Here is a 15,620-nt window from a genome sequence, read left to right on the forward strand (position 1 = left end):
CCTTCATTGGAGAGGGCGGGCATCATCCGAACGGCAAAAAGAAATACTAGGAATGGAGGTGGCATCATGGCGAGAGAAAAAGAACTCCGCAGCCCGCGCGGCAAAACGGCTTCTTCCGTCAATCCCCAAGGCCTTTCGGAAGACGTCGCCGACCAAAGTCCGCGCTCAGAACTCGAACAAAGAGCCAAAAAGAAAAACACCAAAATTTGAGGGAACGGGCGGATCAATCCGCTCCATGGCTTTCGCCGCGGCGAAAGCCCTCTTCATTTCCATCGCCGCAAAAAAGCGGCGACATAAGGCCGCCGCCGACGATTGCCGTTGATCGTGAAACGGCCGGCCCCTCTCCCCTCTTTGACCCTTTCAAACCGCCCTCAAGTACGGAAGGGAAACTGGCTCAGGCACCGTCAATTTTCCAATTGTCCCCGCGTCCGCCGATCGGGTAAAATCGTAGAAGAAGCATCCGTCCCATACTGGCGGACAAATGGCTCGCTTTGCGGACGGCCCCCGGGGGATCCCGCCGTCGGATCCGACCATGATGGGGGCTGTTTTTGCCTTTGACCGCCGCATCCGAAAGCGGGCCGGCGGCATACGCCGGACGGACAATCAGATAAAAGTGGAGGATACCGCATGTTTGATCCGACCGTTTTTGATCATCTTAAAGTCGTCTTGGAAGGCGCCATATATGATCTCGACCTCGGCGAACATTTCGAAATCGTCGATCGCAGCGATCTCGTCGATCTCGCCAAACTGTCGCGCATTTACAGCATATGCCTGGCAAAAGGGGGCATTGAAGCCGTGATCGAACTCGCGACCGACGCCGAAGGTTGGTCCGGGGAAATCTTGGAGGACGGCGCCCCTTATCCGTGCGAACTGTTCGTGCAGTTTTATTTTAAAGTCAAAGACGCCGACCGCGATTTGCCGGGCATCCCCTTCCGTTTGAACCAAATTTGGAAACCCTACAAACCGAAGATCGAACAACACGTCGCTTTCCTGTACGGCAGCAAAGAAACCGAATTTTACAACCACATCAATTTAATTTTTCCGGACGGAGTCGACGAATCGTTCATTCCCGACATCCCCCGCTTCATCGGCCTCATTCTGGAAACTTTGACGGCCCTGGAAAGCTTTGCGGCTTAAACTGCCGTTACGCATTGTAGGGTTTGTAAGATTAGAGATAGCCTTGATGCGAGATTGGAATATCGCGTATACGAGGGGCAACCGCCTGAGACGATCGTCGAACAAATCCGCCGTCTTTATGAAATGATTTTTCAAATCTCGTCCGAGCGGATGGCGCAAAAAATGAAACAAGTGAATCATCTGCTCGCGATCGTCGCCTTTGATGAAGAAAAAGCCGTCGGTTTTAAAATCGGCTATGAGAGCGATTTCGAAGAATTTTACAGCTGGATCGGCGGGATTGATCCGGCCCCTATCGAAGAAGAGGCATCGGTTCAAAATTAATGACATGCAGCATGAATGGCTGAGGAAACACGGTGATAAAATCGTGACGACCCAAACCAAAAACAAATGGCGCGCAATGCTCCTATTAAACTTGCGCCACGGGTTCGATATCATCGGAACGTTTACGGACGAAAAAGGGGAACCGAAATTCATTTTGCAAAAGCGATTATAAATTTTAACCGGTCCGGGGAAAGGCAAGCGGAGCTTCCGGTTTTGACCATCGTCGCCGGTTGGACGGCGGCTTTTCTTTTTTAAAAGTCCATTCCTTTTTGAATGGGCCGAAGTCACATGAAGGGTTTCCATTTGCCCCCGCACGGGGATCCGGAGACCTCACCGCGTCACCTCGTGCCGAAACGTTGGGGCGAAAGGCGCTCTTGTCCGTTGGGCTCACAAAGGCGAGCGATCATGGCGCATCGATCGCGTACGCACCATAAGCCATTGTCGCCTTTTATGGCCCTTCTTTTCGGCTGGAATGAAGCTGAAACCATCGGTACCGCTGGTCAATCGAGAACCTTTCCGAGCCGCCACATGAGATGGCCGGCGATGACTTCTTCTTTTAATTTATAAAACCCGTGTTTTTTGTAAAACCGGATCGCCCGTTCGTTCGTCGCCGAGACGCGAAGGTGATATTCGTTGACGCCATGGTGGCGGAAAAATGCTTCCGCCCGGTCGAGTTGAACTTTCCCGTATCCTTTGCCGCGGTATTCGGGTACAAGATAAAACAAATCGACATAACCGATGCGGCGTCCTTGATATAAAATGATCTCGGCCTCGGTTTGCCCGATGACTTTCCCGTCGTGCTCCATCATAAGAAACCCGTCGGGATACAATGCGCTGTTCAAAGCCATCCAAGCGAGATACGCATTCTCATTCCCCATCCCCTCGGCAGACCCCATGCTGACGAGAAAAGAATCCCGGCGAAACTTTAATAACGTGGCATAATCACGATGGACATGGATCGGTCGGAAAGTGAAAGCGGGCGGGGCTATCGCCTTCCCGTCGCTCGATGGCGCCTCCCGTTCGCGTTCCCGTTCTTCTCCGCTCCCCGCAGGCTTCTCATGCGTCATTTCCCTTGCGCTCCTTTTATCCGAATGCCTTGCCACTTTATTTATATAGGAATCGCCGGGAATGCGTGCGCCAATTTTCACCGGGCAAAAGGCGGATCGTCCGCACTCTTTGCCCCCTAGGACGGCCGTTGCCCCATCAAGCCATAAAAGAACAGACGAACCAAATCGCGGAGCAGGGGACTATCCGGATCGTCGATGAACAGCTGCGCATGCTTGACCGTCTGATCGTAAAACATGTTTATGTAGAAGATCACCGATTCCATGGACAGCTCCGGATGGATTTCGCCGCTTTCCTGGCCGCTCCGCACCAATTCCATGATCAGCGGCAAGCTCTTTTCTTTATAAAGCGTCTCCCAGAACTTCCAGATCTCTTTATCGCTGCCCATTAACTTCTCCATAATTTCCCTGTTTTTGAAATGCTCTTGCGTCCGGAATTCCTCAAAGATGAGGCGCTCGATCTTTTCTCGGAATCCCATCGTTTCATCGCGGATGATGTCGCGAAATTCAATATACCTTTCCTCGATGTAGCGGATAAACACATCGCGAAATAACGCCTCTTTGCTCTTGAAATGGTTGTAGATCGTCACCGGGGAAACGCCGGCTTTTTCGGCGATGTCGTTGATTTTGACCCCCGATACGCCGCGTTCGCAAAACAGTTCGAAGGCCGCCCGGCGTATGGCCGTCTTTTTTCGCTCCTTCACTTTTTCGTAGCCGTTCATGCACACACACACCTCTTCATAAAAGTAACAAACTTCAAGGCAAAATACCAACCGACCGGCGCTTCGCCCCTGACGCCGGATGCCCGTTTAAATGGCCCGTAAGATCGGCTATTGACTTTTATCCAGCGCATGCTAAGATGATTTTGAAATATACACACGTTAAAATTTCAATTTCTGAAAATTAGGAGGAAACCTTGATCGAGCTGAATGGTTTGACCAAAACCTTTGCCAATGGGCGCGGGATTTTCGATCTGTCGTTCCGCATTCCGGAAGGTGAAGTCTTCGGCTATCTCGGCCCGAACGGTGCGGGGAAATCGACGACGATCCGCCATTTGATGGGCTTTTTAAAACCCGAAAAAGGGTCGGCGGCGGTGTGTGGCCACGACTGCTGGCGACAAGCCCCGTTGGTGCATCAACGGGTCGGCTATTTACCCGGGGAACTCGCCTTTCCGGAAGGGATAACCGGGCGCGCGTTTCTCCGCCTCATGGCGGGCATGCGGGGAACCCGCGATGAAAAACGGCGCGACGCGCTGCTGGAGCGCTTTCAATTGAACCCCGATATCCCGATACGGAAAATGTCCAAAGGGACGAAGCAGAAGCTCGCGATGGTCGCCGCGTTCATGCACGATCCGGCCGTCTATATTTTGGATGAACCGACTTCAGGGCTCGACCCCGTCATGCAAAAAGTGTTCGTCGACCTGATCCTTGAAGAAAAAAACCGGGGAAAAACCGTATTGATGAGTTCGCACAGCTTTCGGGAAATCGAAAAAACGTGCGACCGCATCGCCATCATCAAACAGGGCCGCTTGATCGCGATCGAGGATATTCACACTTTGCAGCGAAAACAGCGCAAAATTTTCGAAGTGACGTTCGGCGATGAAGAGGCGGCCAAAAGGGCGGCGGCGAACGAATCCTTTGATCCGACGCGGCGAGGGCGGACCGTCGATTTTGTTGTCCAAGGCGACTACAATGCTTTTCTCGATGCGATCCGCCGGGAGTCCGTCGTCAACGTCAGCGTGCATGAACAAGATTTGGAAGACATCTTCATGGATTACTACGCCGGAGAGGGGGATGGGCGATGAATGCCGCGCTGTTTGCAACGAATCTGAAGACCAACATGAAAAACTTTTTCAGTTACGGGATCGGTTCCGTGCTTTATCTCGCCATGATCATCTGGATTTTCCCGTCCGTTTCCAACACGGACATGGAAAAACTGATCCGCCAAATGCCGAAAAACTTGATCGAGGCTTTTAACTTTACATCGGGCATCAGCAGTGCCGACCACTTTGTCGCCAACGAATTTTACGGGTTGCTGTATCTGCTCATCATGGCCATATTCGCCATCACGACCGCCGTGAAATTGATCGCGCACCACGTCGACCGCGGCTCCATGGCCTTTATTCTCGCCGCGCCGCAATCGCGCGTGAAAGTGGCCTTGACCCAGGCGGCGACGCTCGTGTTCGGGCTGCTTCTGATCGCCGCGATCATGACCGTCGGTGGCTGGCTCGTCGCGCTCGCCATTCTCGGCGGAGACGGCATCCCGTTCGCGCCCTTTTTCCGGCTCAACGCGATCGGATTTCTATTGTTCTATGCGATCGCGGGCTACGCCTTTTTCTTTTCTTGCCTGTTCAATGATGAAAAGCGGGCGCTGAGCGCCGCGTCCCTCTTGACCCTCGTCTTTTACGTGCTTGATCTCGTCGGCCGGCTCAGCGACCGGCTCGATTGGTGCCGCCATCTCTCGGTCTTTGCGGCGTATAGGCCGCAAGATTTGCTCGACGGGACGGCGCACGTCGCCGTGACCGCGATCGGGCTGTTCGCCGCCGGCACCGCCCTTTATTTAATCGGCATCGCCCTATTCTCAAAGCGCGATTTGCCGCTGTAATAAACCGCACGGCATTCGTTTTTCAAATGGCGATCTCTTCTTGGGAAAGAGGCAAAAATGATAAAGGCCGCCCGCGGGCGGCCTTATTTAGTGAAGGCGTGAACGCGCCGGACTTAACCCTTGTCGGGGTGTACGGCATCGTCGATCGCTTGCTGGAGTTCGCTTTTATAAGCTTCCGTTTGTTCGTCCGACCAACCGAGGTGGTTTTGCATGACCCGAACGACCGGTTCCTGCCATTTCTTCACCCATTCCATGTCGAACAGGAGCGCCCCCGTGCGGCGGATGAAGAAATCGACCGGTTTCACCGTCATTTCCTCATCGATGCCGTAGACGATCTGGGCGTAAATGCTCTTAGGCAGACCGGCGTTTCCGGCTTCTTCCGCGGAGGATTTAATGATATCAAAGACACGGTCGACGTTCGAGCCGTACAAGCGGACGAGTTTTTCGGCTTCCGCCTCATCCAGTCCGAGCCCGACGCCTTCGCGCGTTTTTTCCTGAACGAAGCGCGGATATCCGTCGCCCCCGCCGACATCGCCGCCGGACAACTTCACCTTATCCGTCGAACACGCCGGATAGGTTTGGCCCGTTTCTTGTTCAAGCTGTTTGGCGACCAAATCGACGGTTTTCTTCGCCATTTGCCGATAGCCGGTCAATTTGCCGCCCGCGATGGAGATCAAATTCGATTCGGAGACGAAAATTTCGTCTTTCCGCGAGATCTCCGACGGGTCTTTGCCTTCTTCATGGATGAGCGGACGGACGCCGGCCCAACTCGATTCGATGTCGGCGGGCGTCAAGTTCAAGCTCGGGAACATGCCGTTGGCCGCTTCGAGGAGATAATCGCGGTCGGCTTCCGTCATTTTCAACCGGGTGATATCGCCGTCATAGTTCGTGTCGGTCGTGCCGATGTAGACCTTGCCGGCGCGCGGAATCGCAAAAACCATGCGGCCGTCGCCGTTCGGCGTATCGAAATAAACGGCGTTTTTCAACGGGAACCGCTTGCCGTCGATCACGATGTGGACGCCTTTCGTCAAATGGAGGTATTTTCCTTTTTTCGAATGGTCCATTTCCCGGATCGTATCGACCCACGGCCCCGTCGCGTTCACGACTTTTTTGGCATAAATGCGATACGATTCGCCGGTGATTTGATCAACGGCGCGCACCCCTTGAATCTTGCCGTTTTCATCGTACAACAGTTCGACGGCTTTCGCGTGGTTCACCGCCTTGACGCCGCGGCGCACCGCTTCTTTCATGACTTCCAGCGTCAAACGGGCATCGTCGGTGCGGTATTCGACGTAATACCCGCCGCCGAGGAGCCCTTCTTTTTTCAAGAGCGGCTCTTTCTCCAACGTTTGTTCGCGCGACAGCATCGTCCGCCGTTCCTCTTTTTTGACGCCGGCGAGAAAATCATAGATTTTCAAGCCGATCGACGTGGTGAACTTGCCGAACGTGCCTTGTTTGTAAATGGGCAGCAGCATCCAGACCGGCGTCGTCACATGGGGGGCGTTTTCATAAACGATCGCCCGTTCCCGGCCGACTTCGGCGACGAGCTTGACCTCAAACTGCTTCAAATATCTGAGACCGCCGTGCACGAGCTTCGTCGAACGGCTGGAGGTGCCTTCGGCAAAATCGCGCATTTCGAGCAAACCGGTTTGAATGCCGCGCACCTGCGCGTCCAACGCGATGCCGGCACCGGTGATCCCCCCGCCGATGACGAGCAAATCCAACGGTTTTTCGCTCATTTCTTTTAAAATCGCCGTTCGCTCCTTGGCTGAAAACGTAGAGGTCATGGAATGTCCCTCCTCTGTGGAAAAGTATGGTTTCTGAAAAGAAAAGACCACAACTCCTCCATACCACTGACCTTAGTGGATAGCGAGGCGTCATGGTCTTCTCCTGAATCATGACCTTAATTAACTTCTATATACATATTAACATGTTCTGGTTGGATTGTACATTATTTGAACGCCCGCGCGGCGGCCACCGCTTTCTTCCAGCCTTCATACAATTTGTTGCGTTCGTCTTCACCCATTTGCACGTCGAACGAGCGGTCGATTTGCCAATGTTCCGCGATTTCATGGCGATCTTTCCAATAGCCGACCGCGAGCCCCGCGAGATAGGCGGCACCGAGCGCGGTCGTTTCGTTGACCTTCGGACGTTCAACCGGCACGCCCAAAATATCGCTTTGGAACTGCATGAGGAAGTTGTTGGCGACCGCGCCGCCGTCGACGCGCAATTTCTTCAGTTGAATGCCGGAATCGGCTTCCATCGCCGCCAGAACGTCTTTCGTTTGATAAGCGAGCGACTCGAGCGTCGCGCGGACAAAGTGCTCTCTCGTCGTGCCGCGCGTCAGGCCGAAGACCGCCCCGCGCACGTCGCTGTCCCAGTAAGGCGTCCCGAGTCCGACGAAAGCGGGAACCACATAGACGCCGTCCGTCGACGAAACCTTCGTCGCATATTCTTCACTTTCGGCCGCATTCCTCAGCACCCGGAGGCCGTCGCGCAGCCATTGGATGGCGGAACCGGCAACGAATATGCTGCCTTCCAAGGCGTATTCGACTTTGCCGTCGATGCCCCAGGCAATCGTCGTCAGCAGGCCGTGTTCAGATTTGACCGGTTTTTCGCCCGTGTTCATGAGCATGAAGCATCCGGTGCCGTAGGTGTTCTTCGCCATGCCCGATTCGTAACAAGCTTGGCCGAACAAGGCCGATTGTTGGTCCCCGGCGATGCCGGCAATCGGCACTTCTTCGCCGAAGAAATGGTGGGGCACCGTTTTTCCGTAAATTTCAGAGGACGGGCGGACTTCCGGCAACATCGACTTCGGAACGCCGAGGATGTCGAGGAGCTCATCGTCCCATTTCAAGTCATATATGTTGTACATGAGTGTCCGGGAGGCGTTGGAATAATCGGTGACATGGGCTTTTCCACCGCTCAGCTTCCAGACGAGCCATGTGTCGATCGTTCCGAACAAGAGGTCGCCTTTTTCGGCTTTTTCGCGAGCGCCCTCGACGTTGTCCAAAATCCATTTGACTTTGGTGCCCGAGAAATACGCATCGATCAGCAAGCCGGTTTTATCGCGGAATAAATCATTGTAGCCTTTTTGTTTCAATTCTTCACAGATGTCGGCCGTCTGGCGCGATTGCCATACGATCGCATTGTATACGGGAAGCCCGGTGTTTTTATCCCAGACCACCGTCGTTTCGCGTTGGTTCGTAATGCCGATCGCCGCGATCTGCTTGGGCTCGATGTTGGCGCTCGAAAGCGCTTGAGCGATGACGGCCAACACGGAACCCCAAATTTCCGAAGCATCATGTTCCACCCAGCCCGGTTTCGGAAAATGCTGCGTGAATTCCTTTTGGGCGATTTGAACGACTTCCCCTTTTTGGTTAAAAATGATCGCCCGCGAACTCGTCGTGCCTTGATCGAGAGCCATGATGTATTTTTCCATCCGAAAATTTCCCCCTTATCGGATATTGACTTGATCGATTTTCAAGTGCGGCTCATGCGGGTCAGCGATTTATTTCGCGACATTCGCCTTGGAGGCCCCGCTCGCTTGAGGCAGGTTTTTCTCGCTGAAGTAAGCGGCGAGGATGACGACGACGAGAATCACCGCGATGATCCAGAACGCCGGATCAAATTTATCAAGAAACATCGCTTTATAGAACAATGAACCGAACATGCCGCCGAGAATCGGGCCGACGACCGGGATCCACGCGTAACCCCAATTTGAGCTGCCTTTTCCGGGAATCGGCAGGACCGCGTGCGCAATGCGCGGCCCCAAATCCCGTGCCGGGTTGATCGCATAACCGGTCGTGCCGCCGAGAGACAGGCCGATCGCCACGATCAGAAAGCCGACGATGAGCGGATTCAAGCCGTCGGTAAACTTATTGGCGCCGATCGCTTGAATGCCCATGACCAAGACGAACGTGCCGATGATTTCGCTCAACAGATTGGAGAACGTGTGCGGAATCGCCGGACCGGTGGAGAAAACTCCCAATTTTTTCCCGGGATCTTCCGTCGCCCGCCAATGCGGCAAATAGTGCAAATACACGATGCACGCGCCGAGGAAAGCGCCGATGAATTGGGCAAGGATGTAACTCGGCACTTTATCCCAGGGGAAGTCCCCCGCGATGGCCAGCCCCAGCGTGACCGCCGGGTTGAGATGGGCTCCGCTGATGTGACCGACCGCATAGACGCCGACTGCGACCGCCAATCCCCATCCCATGGTGATGACGATCCAGCCTGAGTTCTCGGCGTTGGATTTGCGCAGGTTCACCCCCGCGCAAACGCCGCCGCCAAAAATGATGAGAATCATGGTACCGATGAGTTCCCCTAAAAAGGCTGACATGACGTTTTTCCTCCTCCTATTAATCCCTTAAATTTTATTTTTTCGTAAGCGAAATGAAGAAGAGACCCACAAAAAGCGCGATTCATGCCACACAGCGCAGCATGCCGGATTTTTGTGAGCCTCAACTCTCATTCACTGGTTATGAACTTGCTTTCAGTATATCCGGTAAAGAAAGCGCTGTCAATATTTTTTTACGATTTTTTGACGATTTTTTTACGGTTTCCAAAGCTCCGGAAGCGAGGTGGAAATCGCCGTCGCTCCGGCGTTTAACGCCTGCTTTATTTCATCCTCCGACCGGATCAGCCCGCCGGCGATGATCGGCGTGCCGGTCGTCTGATGGACTTCTCTGATCATTTTCGGAACGATGCCCGGCAGGACTTCAATAAAATCCGGACGGATTTTTTCGAACTGCCGGTAACTTGTTTCCACCGCGATCGAATCGAGCAAAAACAAGCGCTGCACGGTGATGAGTCCGCGTTTTTTGGCGATCGAAAGCACATTGGATCGCGTCGATATGATCCCCTCCGGCCGGATGACTTGGCAGATGTATTCGGCGGCATGCTCGTCGTTTTTCAACCCCTGAACGAGATCGGCGTGCAACAAAATTTTCTTGCCGCTTCTCCGCGCCAGCCGCACCATGTCATGCAACCAAGCGAGATGGGTCTCCAACAAAACCAAATAGCCAAACGAATCGTATTGGAGCAATTTTTCGAAGTCCTTCATGCGGCGGATCGCGGGCAGAATCTTTTGACCGTCAAAATCCATTATGCTCCCGCCCTTTTTCAGCTTGTTTGGGCACGCCATCGGGCCGGGAGGGACGCGAACGCTCAGATGCGCTTCTGCAAAAAGTTTTCCACGCAAGCGAGCGCTTCGCTTTCATCGGCGCCTTCGGCAATGATTTCGATCACATCGTTTTCTCTGACCGACGTCGCCATGATCTGCAGAATGCTTTTCAAATTGACTTTATTCTGGCCGTTCAAAAAATAGACGTCGCTCTTGAAATCCTTCAAGCGCTTGACGAGTTCCCCCGCCGGCCTGGCATGCAAACCGTTCTCTATCTTAACCTCTACCGTCTTTTTAATCAACGTGTTTTCATCCCTTATCTCTCTTTATGAAAGTTTACTAAATGTCTTCGCTTGGCTCGCCGCATCGGCGACTTCGCCCAGCGAACCGCCGATGCCGGCCTGGACGACGGCGGCGTAAGCGCCTTCGACCAACGGAGCGTCGCAAATGGTCACGTTCGCGTTGCCATCCAACATTTCCACGGCCATTTCAGCGTTGAGCCGGGCGCTGCCGAGGTCGAACAAAAGGGCGACGCCGTCCTCCGAATAAACGCTTTCAATGGCGTCCTTGATTTTCAGGGCGCTCGTGCCGATGTCGTTTTCATCGGTGCCCCCGGCCACGGCGATGGCCACGTCCGGTTGGACTTGTTCCAGCAGTTTCTTCAAACCGTGCACGAGTTCGTGGCTATGGGAAACCAAGACAAGACTGACCGCCATTATGCCTTCACACCTTTTAATTCGTTAAATAGGGTGTCGAACAAGAGATAAGAAGAGTAGGCGCCGGGATCCAAGTGCCCGATCGAACGCTTGCCGAGATAAGCGGCCCGGCCTTTCGTCGCTTCCAAGTCTTTCGTTTTTTCCAATGAAGCTTCCGCGAGCGCCCGCAGTTCGTCGAAATCGACGGCACCATCGTAGGACAGCCATTTTTCAACGACCGGCTCCCAGACATCCACCATCGTTTTTTGGCCGAGTTCGGCCTTTCCGCGCTGTTTGATGCCGATTAAGCTTTCTTTAAAAGCTTCGCCCAACTCGCGAACCGTCACGTCGGCCTTGCCTTTCAAATACGCGGCCGCCTTGAGAAACGCGGTGCCGTACAGCGGACCGGAAGCCCCGCCGACTTTGGCAATGAGCGTCATCGCCACCGTTTGCATCAAGCCGGCGATGTCCGCCGGTTCGTTGTCCCGGATTTTTTGAACGGCTTCCGCAAATCCTCGCGACATGTTCACGCCGTGATCCCCGTCGCCGATGGCGCGGTCCAACTCCGAAAGAAAGTCTTTTTTCTCCTGAATGCGTTCATTGACGGTGAAGAGCCAATTTTTGATGACGTCTTTTTGCATGGTTCTCTCCCCTTCTCGTGTTGTCATTTCCATGCCGGCGCATCGGTTTCGGCATCCAACAATTCGGCGAGCTGATCGTCCAGTTTGAGAACGGAAACCGAACAGCCGGCCATTTCCAAAGACGTCATGTATTCGCCGACGAAGGTTTTGTGGACATGAACGTTTTGGCCCGCCAGAATCTCGGCTACTTTTCGATTCAAAATATAAAGTTCCATCAGCGGCGTGCCGCCGAGGCCGTTGATCATCACAGCGACTTTGTCGCCGGCCGCAAGACCGAGTTCAGGCAGAATTTTATCCATGAGCAGCTGTGCGATTTCGTCCGCCGTTTTGATCTTCGTCCGTTCAATGCCCGGCTCGCCGTGGATGCCCATGCCGATTTCCATTTCGTCATCACCGATCTCAAAGCCCGGTTTCCCGGCGGCGGGAATGGTGCACGGCGTCAGGGCGATGCCCATGCTTTTCACGTTTTCGATGACCTTGCGGGCGACGGCTTCGACATCTTCCAATGTCCCGCCTTTATCGGCCATCGCGCCGGCGATCTTATGGACAAATACGGTGCCGGCGATGCCCCTCCGGCCGGTCGTGTACGTGCTGTTTTCCACCGCGACGTCGTCGTTGACGATGACTTTGGCGACTTTGATGCCTTCGGCTTCCGCCATGTCCGCCGCCATTTCAAAGTTCATGACGTCGCCCGTATAGTTTTTGATGATCATCAGAACCCCTTTGCCGCCGTCGATCGCTTTAATGCCTTCGTACACTTGGTCGGGCGTCGGCGAGGTAAACACTTCCCCGGCGACGGCCGCGTCAAGCATGCCTTTGCCGACGTATCCCCCATGCGCGGGTTCGTGTCCGCTGCCGCCGCCGCTTATAAGGGCGACTTTGCCTTGAACGGGGGCGTCTTTGCGGACGATGACCGTGGTGCCTTCAATGTTTTTCAGCTTGTCCGGATGCGCCGCGATGACCCCCTCGATCATTTCTTGGACGACGCGATTCGGATCGTTGATGACCTTTTTCATCTTTTCATCCCCCTATTTTTTAATGAGCTTCTCGACATATTAATAAGCAAATTCCATGCCAAAAAACGGAGCCCGTTCTGACAAGTTTTTAAATGTATGCGCTTTCTTTGTCTGGTAAAAAGTATCAGCTTTCTTGATACTTTTTACCAAGAAGGTTTTCCAGCCCGTATTTCCGCACTTTGGCGGCCACTGTTTTGTGCGTGACGCCCAAGACTTTCGCCGCCTGATTAAAGCTCGGATAGCGTTGAATGATTTGTTTATAGATTTCTCTCTCATATTCTTCCATCGTCATCGGCGCCCGCTGTGCCAGAAACTCCGACAAGGAAGGGTCTTCCTCACGCATCTCGGAAACCGATGACGGTTCGGCGATGTAATTCGGCAGATCCTTCAAATAGAGCGTATCGCCCTCGGCTAATGTGATGAGCCGTTCCATGATGTTTTGCAATTCCCGGATGTTTCCCGGCCAGTTGTAGCGCATCAATGCCTCGATGAAACCATCTTCATAATACTTGATACTTTTTCCCAACTTTTTATTGTACTGAACGCGGAAGTAATCGACGAGCAGCGGGATGTCGGAACGCCTCTTCCTGAGCGGCGGGAGGTGAACCGGAATGACGTTCAAGCGGAAATAAAGGTCTTCACGGAACAATTTTTTTTGAACCATATCCGGCAAATTTTGATGGGTCGCGGCGATGATGCGCACGTCCAAACGGATCGTCTCGTAGCCGCCGACACGCTCGATCTCCCGCTCCTGCAACACGCGCAAAAGCTTGGCTTGAAGATCCAAGCTTAAATCGCCGATTTCGTCCAAAAAAATTGTGCCGTGGTTGGCGAGTTCAAATTTCCCTTTCCTCGTTTGCACGGCGCCGGTAAACGCTCCCTTTTCATGGCCGAACAGTTCGCTCTCTATAAGCGAGGGCGGAATCGCGGCGCAATTGACCCGGACAAACGGCTTATCTTTGCGCAAGCTCGCTTGATGAATCGCCTTGGCCACGAGTTCTTTGCCCGTGCCGCTCTCGCCCGTGATCAGAACAGTCGCTTCCGATTTGGACGCCTTGTTCGCCACCGATAATGCGTCGCGGATCGTTTCGCTCTCGCCGATGATCATATCAAATGCCTTGTCAAACTGGTGCTTGGACAGTTCCAATTCCAAATACTTTGTCCGCTCTTTTTCCATTTCCAATTGCTCGAGCAACACTTTCATGTCGTCGATGCGGCTGAGCGTCAGCACCGAGCCGTAAAATCTCCCATCGACGATCGTGGGATTGAGCCGGGCGATATACATGGGGTTCTTTTTGAACGCGACGATCTGCGCCGTCGGCTGCCGTTTCTCGGCCGCCGCTTTCCAGGCGCGTTCGCCGACGACGGAACGGACGTCGTTGTCCAGTTTTTCTTCCTCGATCAACCGCGAAAACGCGGGATTGAGAAACACGAATTTTCCGCTTGGATCGGATAACCCGATCAAGTCGTCAACGGTGCGGAGGACAAGGTTCAACTGTTCTTGAAGCCTTTTGACTTCGTTCAATTCTTGACTGAGCGCTTCCACATCGGAAATGTCTTGAAAAAGAAGGATGGCCCCGATGACCTCGTGGTTGTAGACGAGCGGCGCCCGGCTGGCGATGATCGTTCGGTCTTTTAACGTTTTGCGCCGGGAAAACGGTGCGCTTTCCGGTTTTAAAATTTTATTCAAACCGGAATCCGGTACCGCTTCTTCCGCCTTGCGGTTCAGCAAGTCGGACAAAGGCACCCCGAGCAACCGGACCGCTTCTTTATTGGCGTAGGTAATGACGTTTTCGCGGTTGACGATGACGACGCCGTTCGGGAGATTCGCGAGGACCTCCTCCATGGTCATCGAGTTTTCCATCAATAAACGGTCGGCGACTTCCTGGTCATAATCATCGTTGCTGTTTAAAATCTCCTTGATTTCGGCAAACGCTTCGGCCGACAACGGCTCTTCAAAAAGGATCGTGACTTGTTCGCCCTTCTTTATTTTCAGCGAAACGACGGCCAAAAGATTGATCACGGGCACTTGTTGACCGTTGTAAAGCAAAAACACCCGTTTTAATTTGTCGGGATCCGAAAACAATTTCTTCAATTTGGCGATCAACGTGGCGACCATTCTGACGTGCAGGCCGTTTTCTTTCATCACGGTAAAGGTATAGCGATGCAAGACGCTTCCGCCTCCTGGCCTCTCGTTTTCTCGTTTAAGGTAGAGCCGCTTTCGATCAGAAATTCATGTAGGACTGCCCGCCGTCGACGTTGATCGTCGCCCCGACGATCCAAGACGCCTTTTCTGAAGCGAGAAACACGACGACGTTGGCGACTTCTTCAACGGTGCCGAAACGCCCCGCCGGAATATGCGTGTCGATGAACCGGCGGATCCTTTCCGGATCAGCTTCTTGCCGCTTAATCCAGTTACCCGTGGGATGGAGAATGGCGCCGGGCGCGACCCCGTTGACGCGGATGCCGTAACGGATGACCTCATCGGCAAAGCCCTTTGTAAAACTGATCAATGCCGCTTTGGCATTGTTATAGGTGATCTTGCCGCCGCTTTCTCTCCCGTAAATCGAGGAAATGTTCACGATCGCGCCGGATCGCTTTTCTTTCATCACTTCGGCCGCCATTTTACTGAAATGAACAGCGGACAAATAATTTAACCGCAAAGCTTCTTCGAAAACCTCTATGTCGGTGTCCAACGCGCCGCCGCCCATACTGCCTCCGGCGTTGTTGATAAGGATGTCGATCGTACCGTGTTCCTGAATAAATTGTTCAAACACGCGGACGCGATCCGTGGATTTCAACACGTCGCCCGGATAGATCGAGACCCCGAGCGCTTGTCGGACCGTTTCGAGCGCCTCGCGTCCGCGGGCGGTGACGCCGACCGTCGCGCCTTCACGAACGAAAGCTTCGGCGATCGCGCGGCCGATCCCTTTGGATCCCCCGGTCACGAGCACTTTCTTTCCTTTAAGTTTCAGGTCCATGATCGTCCTCCTTCCGTTCGTCACAGCCCCCGTTTT

The 15,620-nt window shown here is 53.7% G+C and carries 18 protein-coding genes; 6 read left to right on the plus strand and 12 right to left on the minus strand.

What is annotated here, in order from left to right:
• Positions 1-66: 66 nt before the first annotated feature.
• The 4 genes from sspL (at position 67) to CCB157_RS18210 (ending at position 1,630) form a co-directional block, all read left to right on the plus strand.
• Entirely contained in the window at positions 67-210 is a 144-nt protein-coding gene (gene sspL, locus CCB157_RS05635) for a small, acid-soluble spore protein L (RefSeq protein ID WP_077614938.1), read from the plus strand.
• 417 nt (positions 211-627) lie between these two features.
• Positions 628-1,137 carry a hypothetical protein gene (locus CCB157_RS05640; protein WP_077614939.1) on the plus strand — a complete coding sequence of 170 codons (510 nt, stop codon included), beginning with the start codon at positions 628-630 and terminating at the stop codon, positions 1,135-1,137.
• 54 nt (positions 1,138-1,191) lie between these two features.
• On the plus strand, positions 1,192-1,458 hold the full coding sequence (locus CCB157_RS17995) for a hypothetical protein (RefSeq protein ID WP_238594609.1): 267 nt from the start codon (positions 1,192-1,194) through the stop codon (positions 1,456-1,458).
• A 43-nt stretch (positions 1,459-1,501) separates the two neighbouring features.
• A complete protein-coding gene (locus CCB157_RS18210) occupies positions 1,502-1,630 on the plus strand; it encodes a hypothetical protein (protein ID WP_274519618.1) in 129 nt (42 codons plus the stop codon).
• Between the two features lie 328 nt (positions 1,631-1,958).
• Here the strand turns inward: CCB157_RS18210 and CCB157_RS05650 are convergent, their stop codons facing one another.
• Both CCB157_RS05650 and CCB157_RS05655 read right to left on the minus strand, forming a co-directional pair.
• Positions 1,959-2,525 (minus strand): GNAT family N-acetyltransferase, encoded by a 567-nt coding sequence (locus CCB157_RS05650; RefSeq protein WP_077614940.1) that lies wholly within the window; start codon positions 2,523-2,525, stop codon positions 1,959-1,961.
• A gap of 116 nt (positions 2,526-2,641) precedes the next feature.
• Entirely contained in the window at positions 2,642-3,244 is a 603-nt protein-coding gene (locus tag CCB157_RS05655) for a TetR/AcrR family transcriptional regulator (protein ID WP_077614941.1), read from the minus strand.
• A 194-nt stretch (positions 3,245-3,438) separates the two neighbouring features.
• On the opposite strand from CCB157_RS05655, the gene CCB157_RS05660 reads away from it, so the two are divergent.
• Together CCB157_RS05660 and CCB157_RS05665 are read left to right on the plus strand one after the other, a co-directional pair.
• Positions 3,439-4,326 (plus strand): ABC transporter ATP-binding protein, encoded by an 888-nt coding sequence (locus tag CCB157_RS05660; RefSeq protein ID WP_077614942.1) that lies wholly within the window; start codon positions 3,439-3,441, stop codon positions 4,324-4,326.
• The gene (locus tag CCB157_RS05665; protein WP_077614943.1) at positions 4,323-5,126 is read left to right on the plus strand and encodes an efflux permease Rv1217c-related protein; all 804 of its coding nucleotides are present in this window, start codon (positions 4,323-4,325) and stop codon (positions 5,124-5,126) included. Before CCB157_RS05660 ends, CCB157_RS05665 begins: the two co-directional genes overlap by 4 nt.
• A gap of 113 nt (positions 5,127-5,239) precedes the next feature.
• On the opposite strand, the gene CCB157_RS05670 is transcribed toward CCB157_RS05665, so the two are convergent.
• From CCB157_RS05670 to CCB157_RS05715, 10 genes are all read right to left on the minus strand, one after another.
• A complete protein-coding gene (locus CCB157_RS05670; protein ID WP_077614944.1) occupies positions 5,240-6,913 on the minus strand; it encodes a glycerol-3-phosphate dehydrogenase/oxidase in 1,674 nt (557 codons plus the stop codon).
• A gap of 164 nt (positions 6,914-7,077) precedes the next feature.
• Entirely contained in the window at positions 7,078-8,568 is a 1,491-nt protein-coding gene (glpK, locus tag CCB157_RS05675; protein WP_077614945.1) for a glycerol kinase GlpK, read from the minus strand.
• A 69-nt stretch (positions 8,569-8,637) separates the two neighbouring features.
• Positions 8,638-9,468 carry an MIP/aquaporin family protein gene (locus tag CCB157_RS05680; protein ID WP_077614946.1) on the minus strand — a complete coding sequence of 277 codons (831 nt, stop codon included), beginning with the start codon at positions 9,466-9,468 and terminating at the stop codon, positions 8,638-8,640.
• Positions 9,469-9,681: 213 nt separating this feature from the next.
• On the minus strand, positions 9,682-10,233 hold the full coding sequence (locus tag CCB157_RS05685; RefSeq protein ID WP_077614947.1) for a glycerol-3-phosphate responsive antiterminator: 552 nt from the start codon (positions 10,231-10,233) through the stop codon (positions 9,682-9,684).
• 62 nt (positions 10,234-10,295) lie between these two features.
• On the minus strand, positions 10,296-10,553 hold the full coding sequence (locus CCB157_RS05690) for an HPr family phosphocarrier protein (RefSeq protein WP_143286938.1): 258 nt from the start codon (positions 10,551-10,553) through the stop codon (positions 10,296-10,298).
• A 24-nt stretch (positions 10,554-10,577) separates the two neighbouring features.
• On the minus strand, positions 10,578-10,970 hold the full coding sequence (dhaM, locus tag CCB157_RS05695) for a dihydroxyacetone kinase phosphoryl donor subunit DhaM (RefSeq protein ID WP_143286940.1): 393 nt from the start codon (positions 10,968-10,970) through the stop codon (positions 10,578-10,580).
• Complete coding sequence (dhaL, locus tag CCB157_RS05700; protein ID WP_077614950.1) at positions 10,967-11,587, minus strand: dihydroxyacetone kinase subunit DhaL; 621 nt, start codon at positions 11,585-11,587, stop codon at positions 10,967-10,969. Before dhaL ends, dhaM begins: the two co-directional genes overlap by 4 nt.
• A gap of 23 nt (positions 11,588-11,610) precedes the next feature.
• Positions 11,611-12,603, minus strand: coding sequence for a dihydroxyacetone kinase subunit DhaK (gene dhaK / locus CCB157_RS05705; protein ID WP_077614951.1), 993 nt, complete (start codon positions 12,601-12,603; stop codon positions 11,611-11,613).
• Between the two features lie 124 nt (positions 12,604-12,727).
• Positions 12,728-14,773: a sigma 54-interacting transcriptional regulator gene (locus CCB157_RS05710; RefSeq protein ID WP_077614952.1), complete on the minus strand. Its 2,046-nt coding sequence runs from the start codon at positions 14,771-14,773 to the stop codon at positions 12,728-12,730.
• Between the two features lie 55 nt (positions 14,774-14,828).
• Positions 14,829-15,584, minus strand: coding sequence for an SDR family NAD(P)-dependent oxidoreductase (locus CCB157_RS05715; protein ID WP_077614989.1), 756 nt, complete (start codon positions 15,582-15,584; stop codon positions 14,829-14,831).
• Positions 15,585-15,620: the final 36 nt, after the last annotated feature.

The sequence above is a fragment of the Caenibacillus caldisaponilyticus genome (assembly GCF_002003465.1).
GTDB lineage: Bacteria > Bacillota > Bacilli > Bacillales > Sporolactobacillaceae > Caenibacillus > Caenibacillus caldisaponilyticus.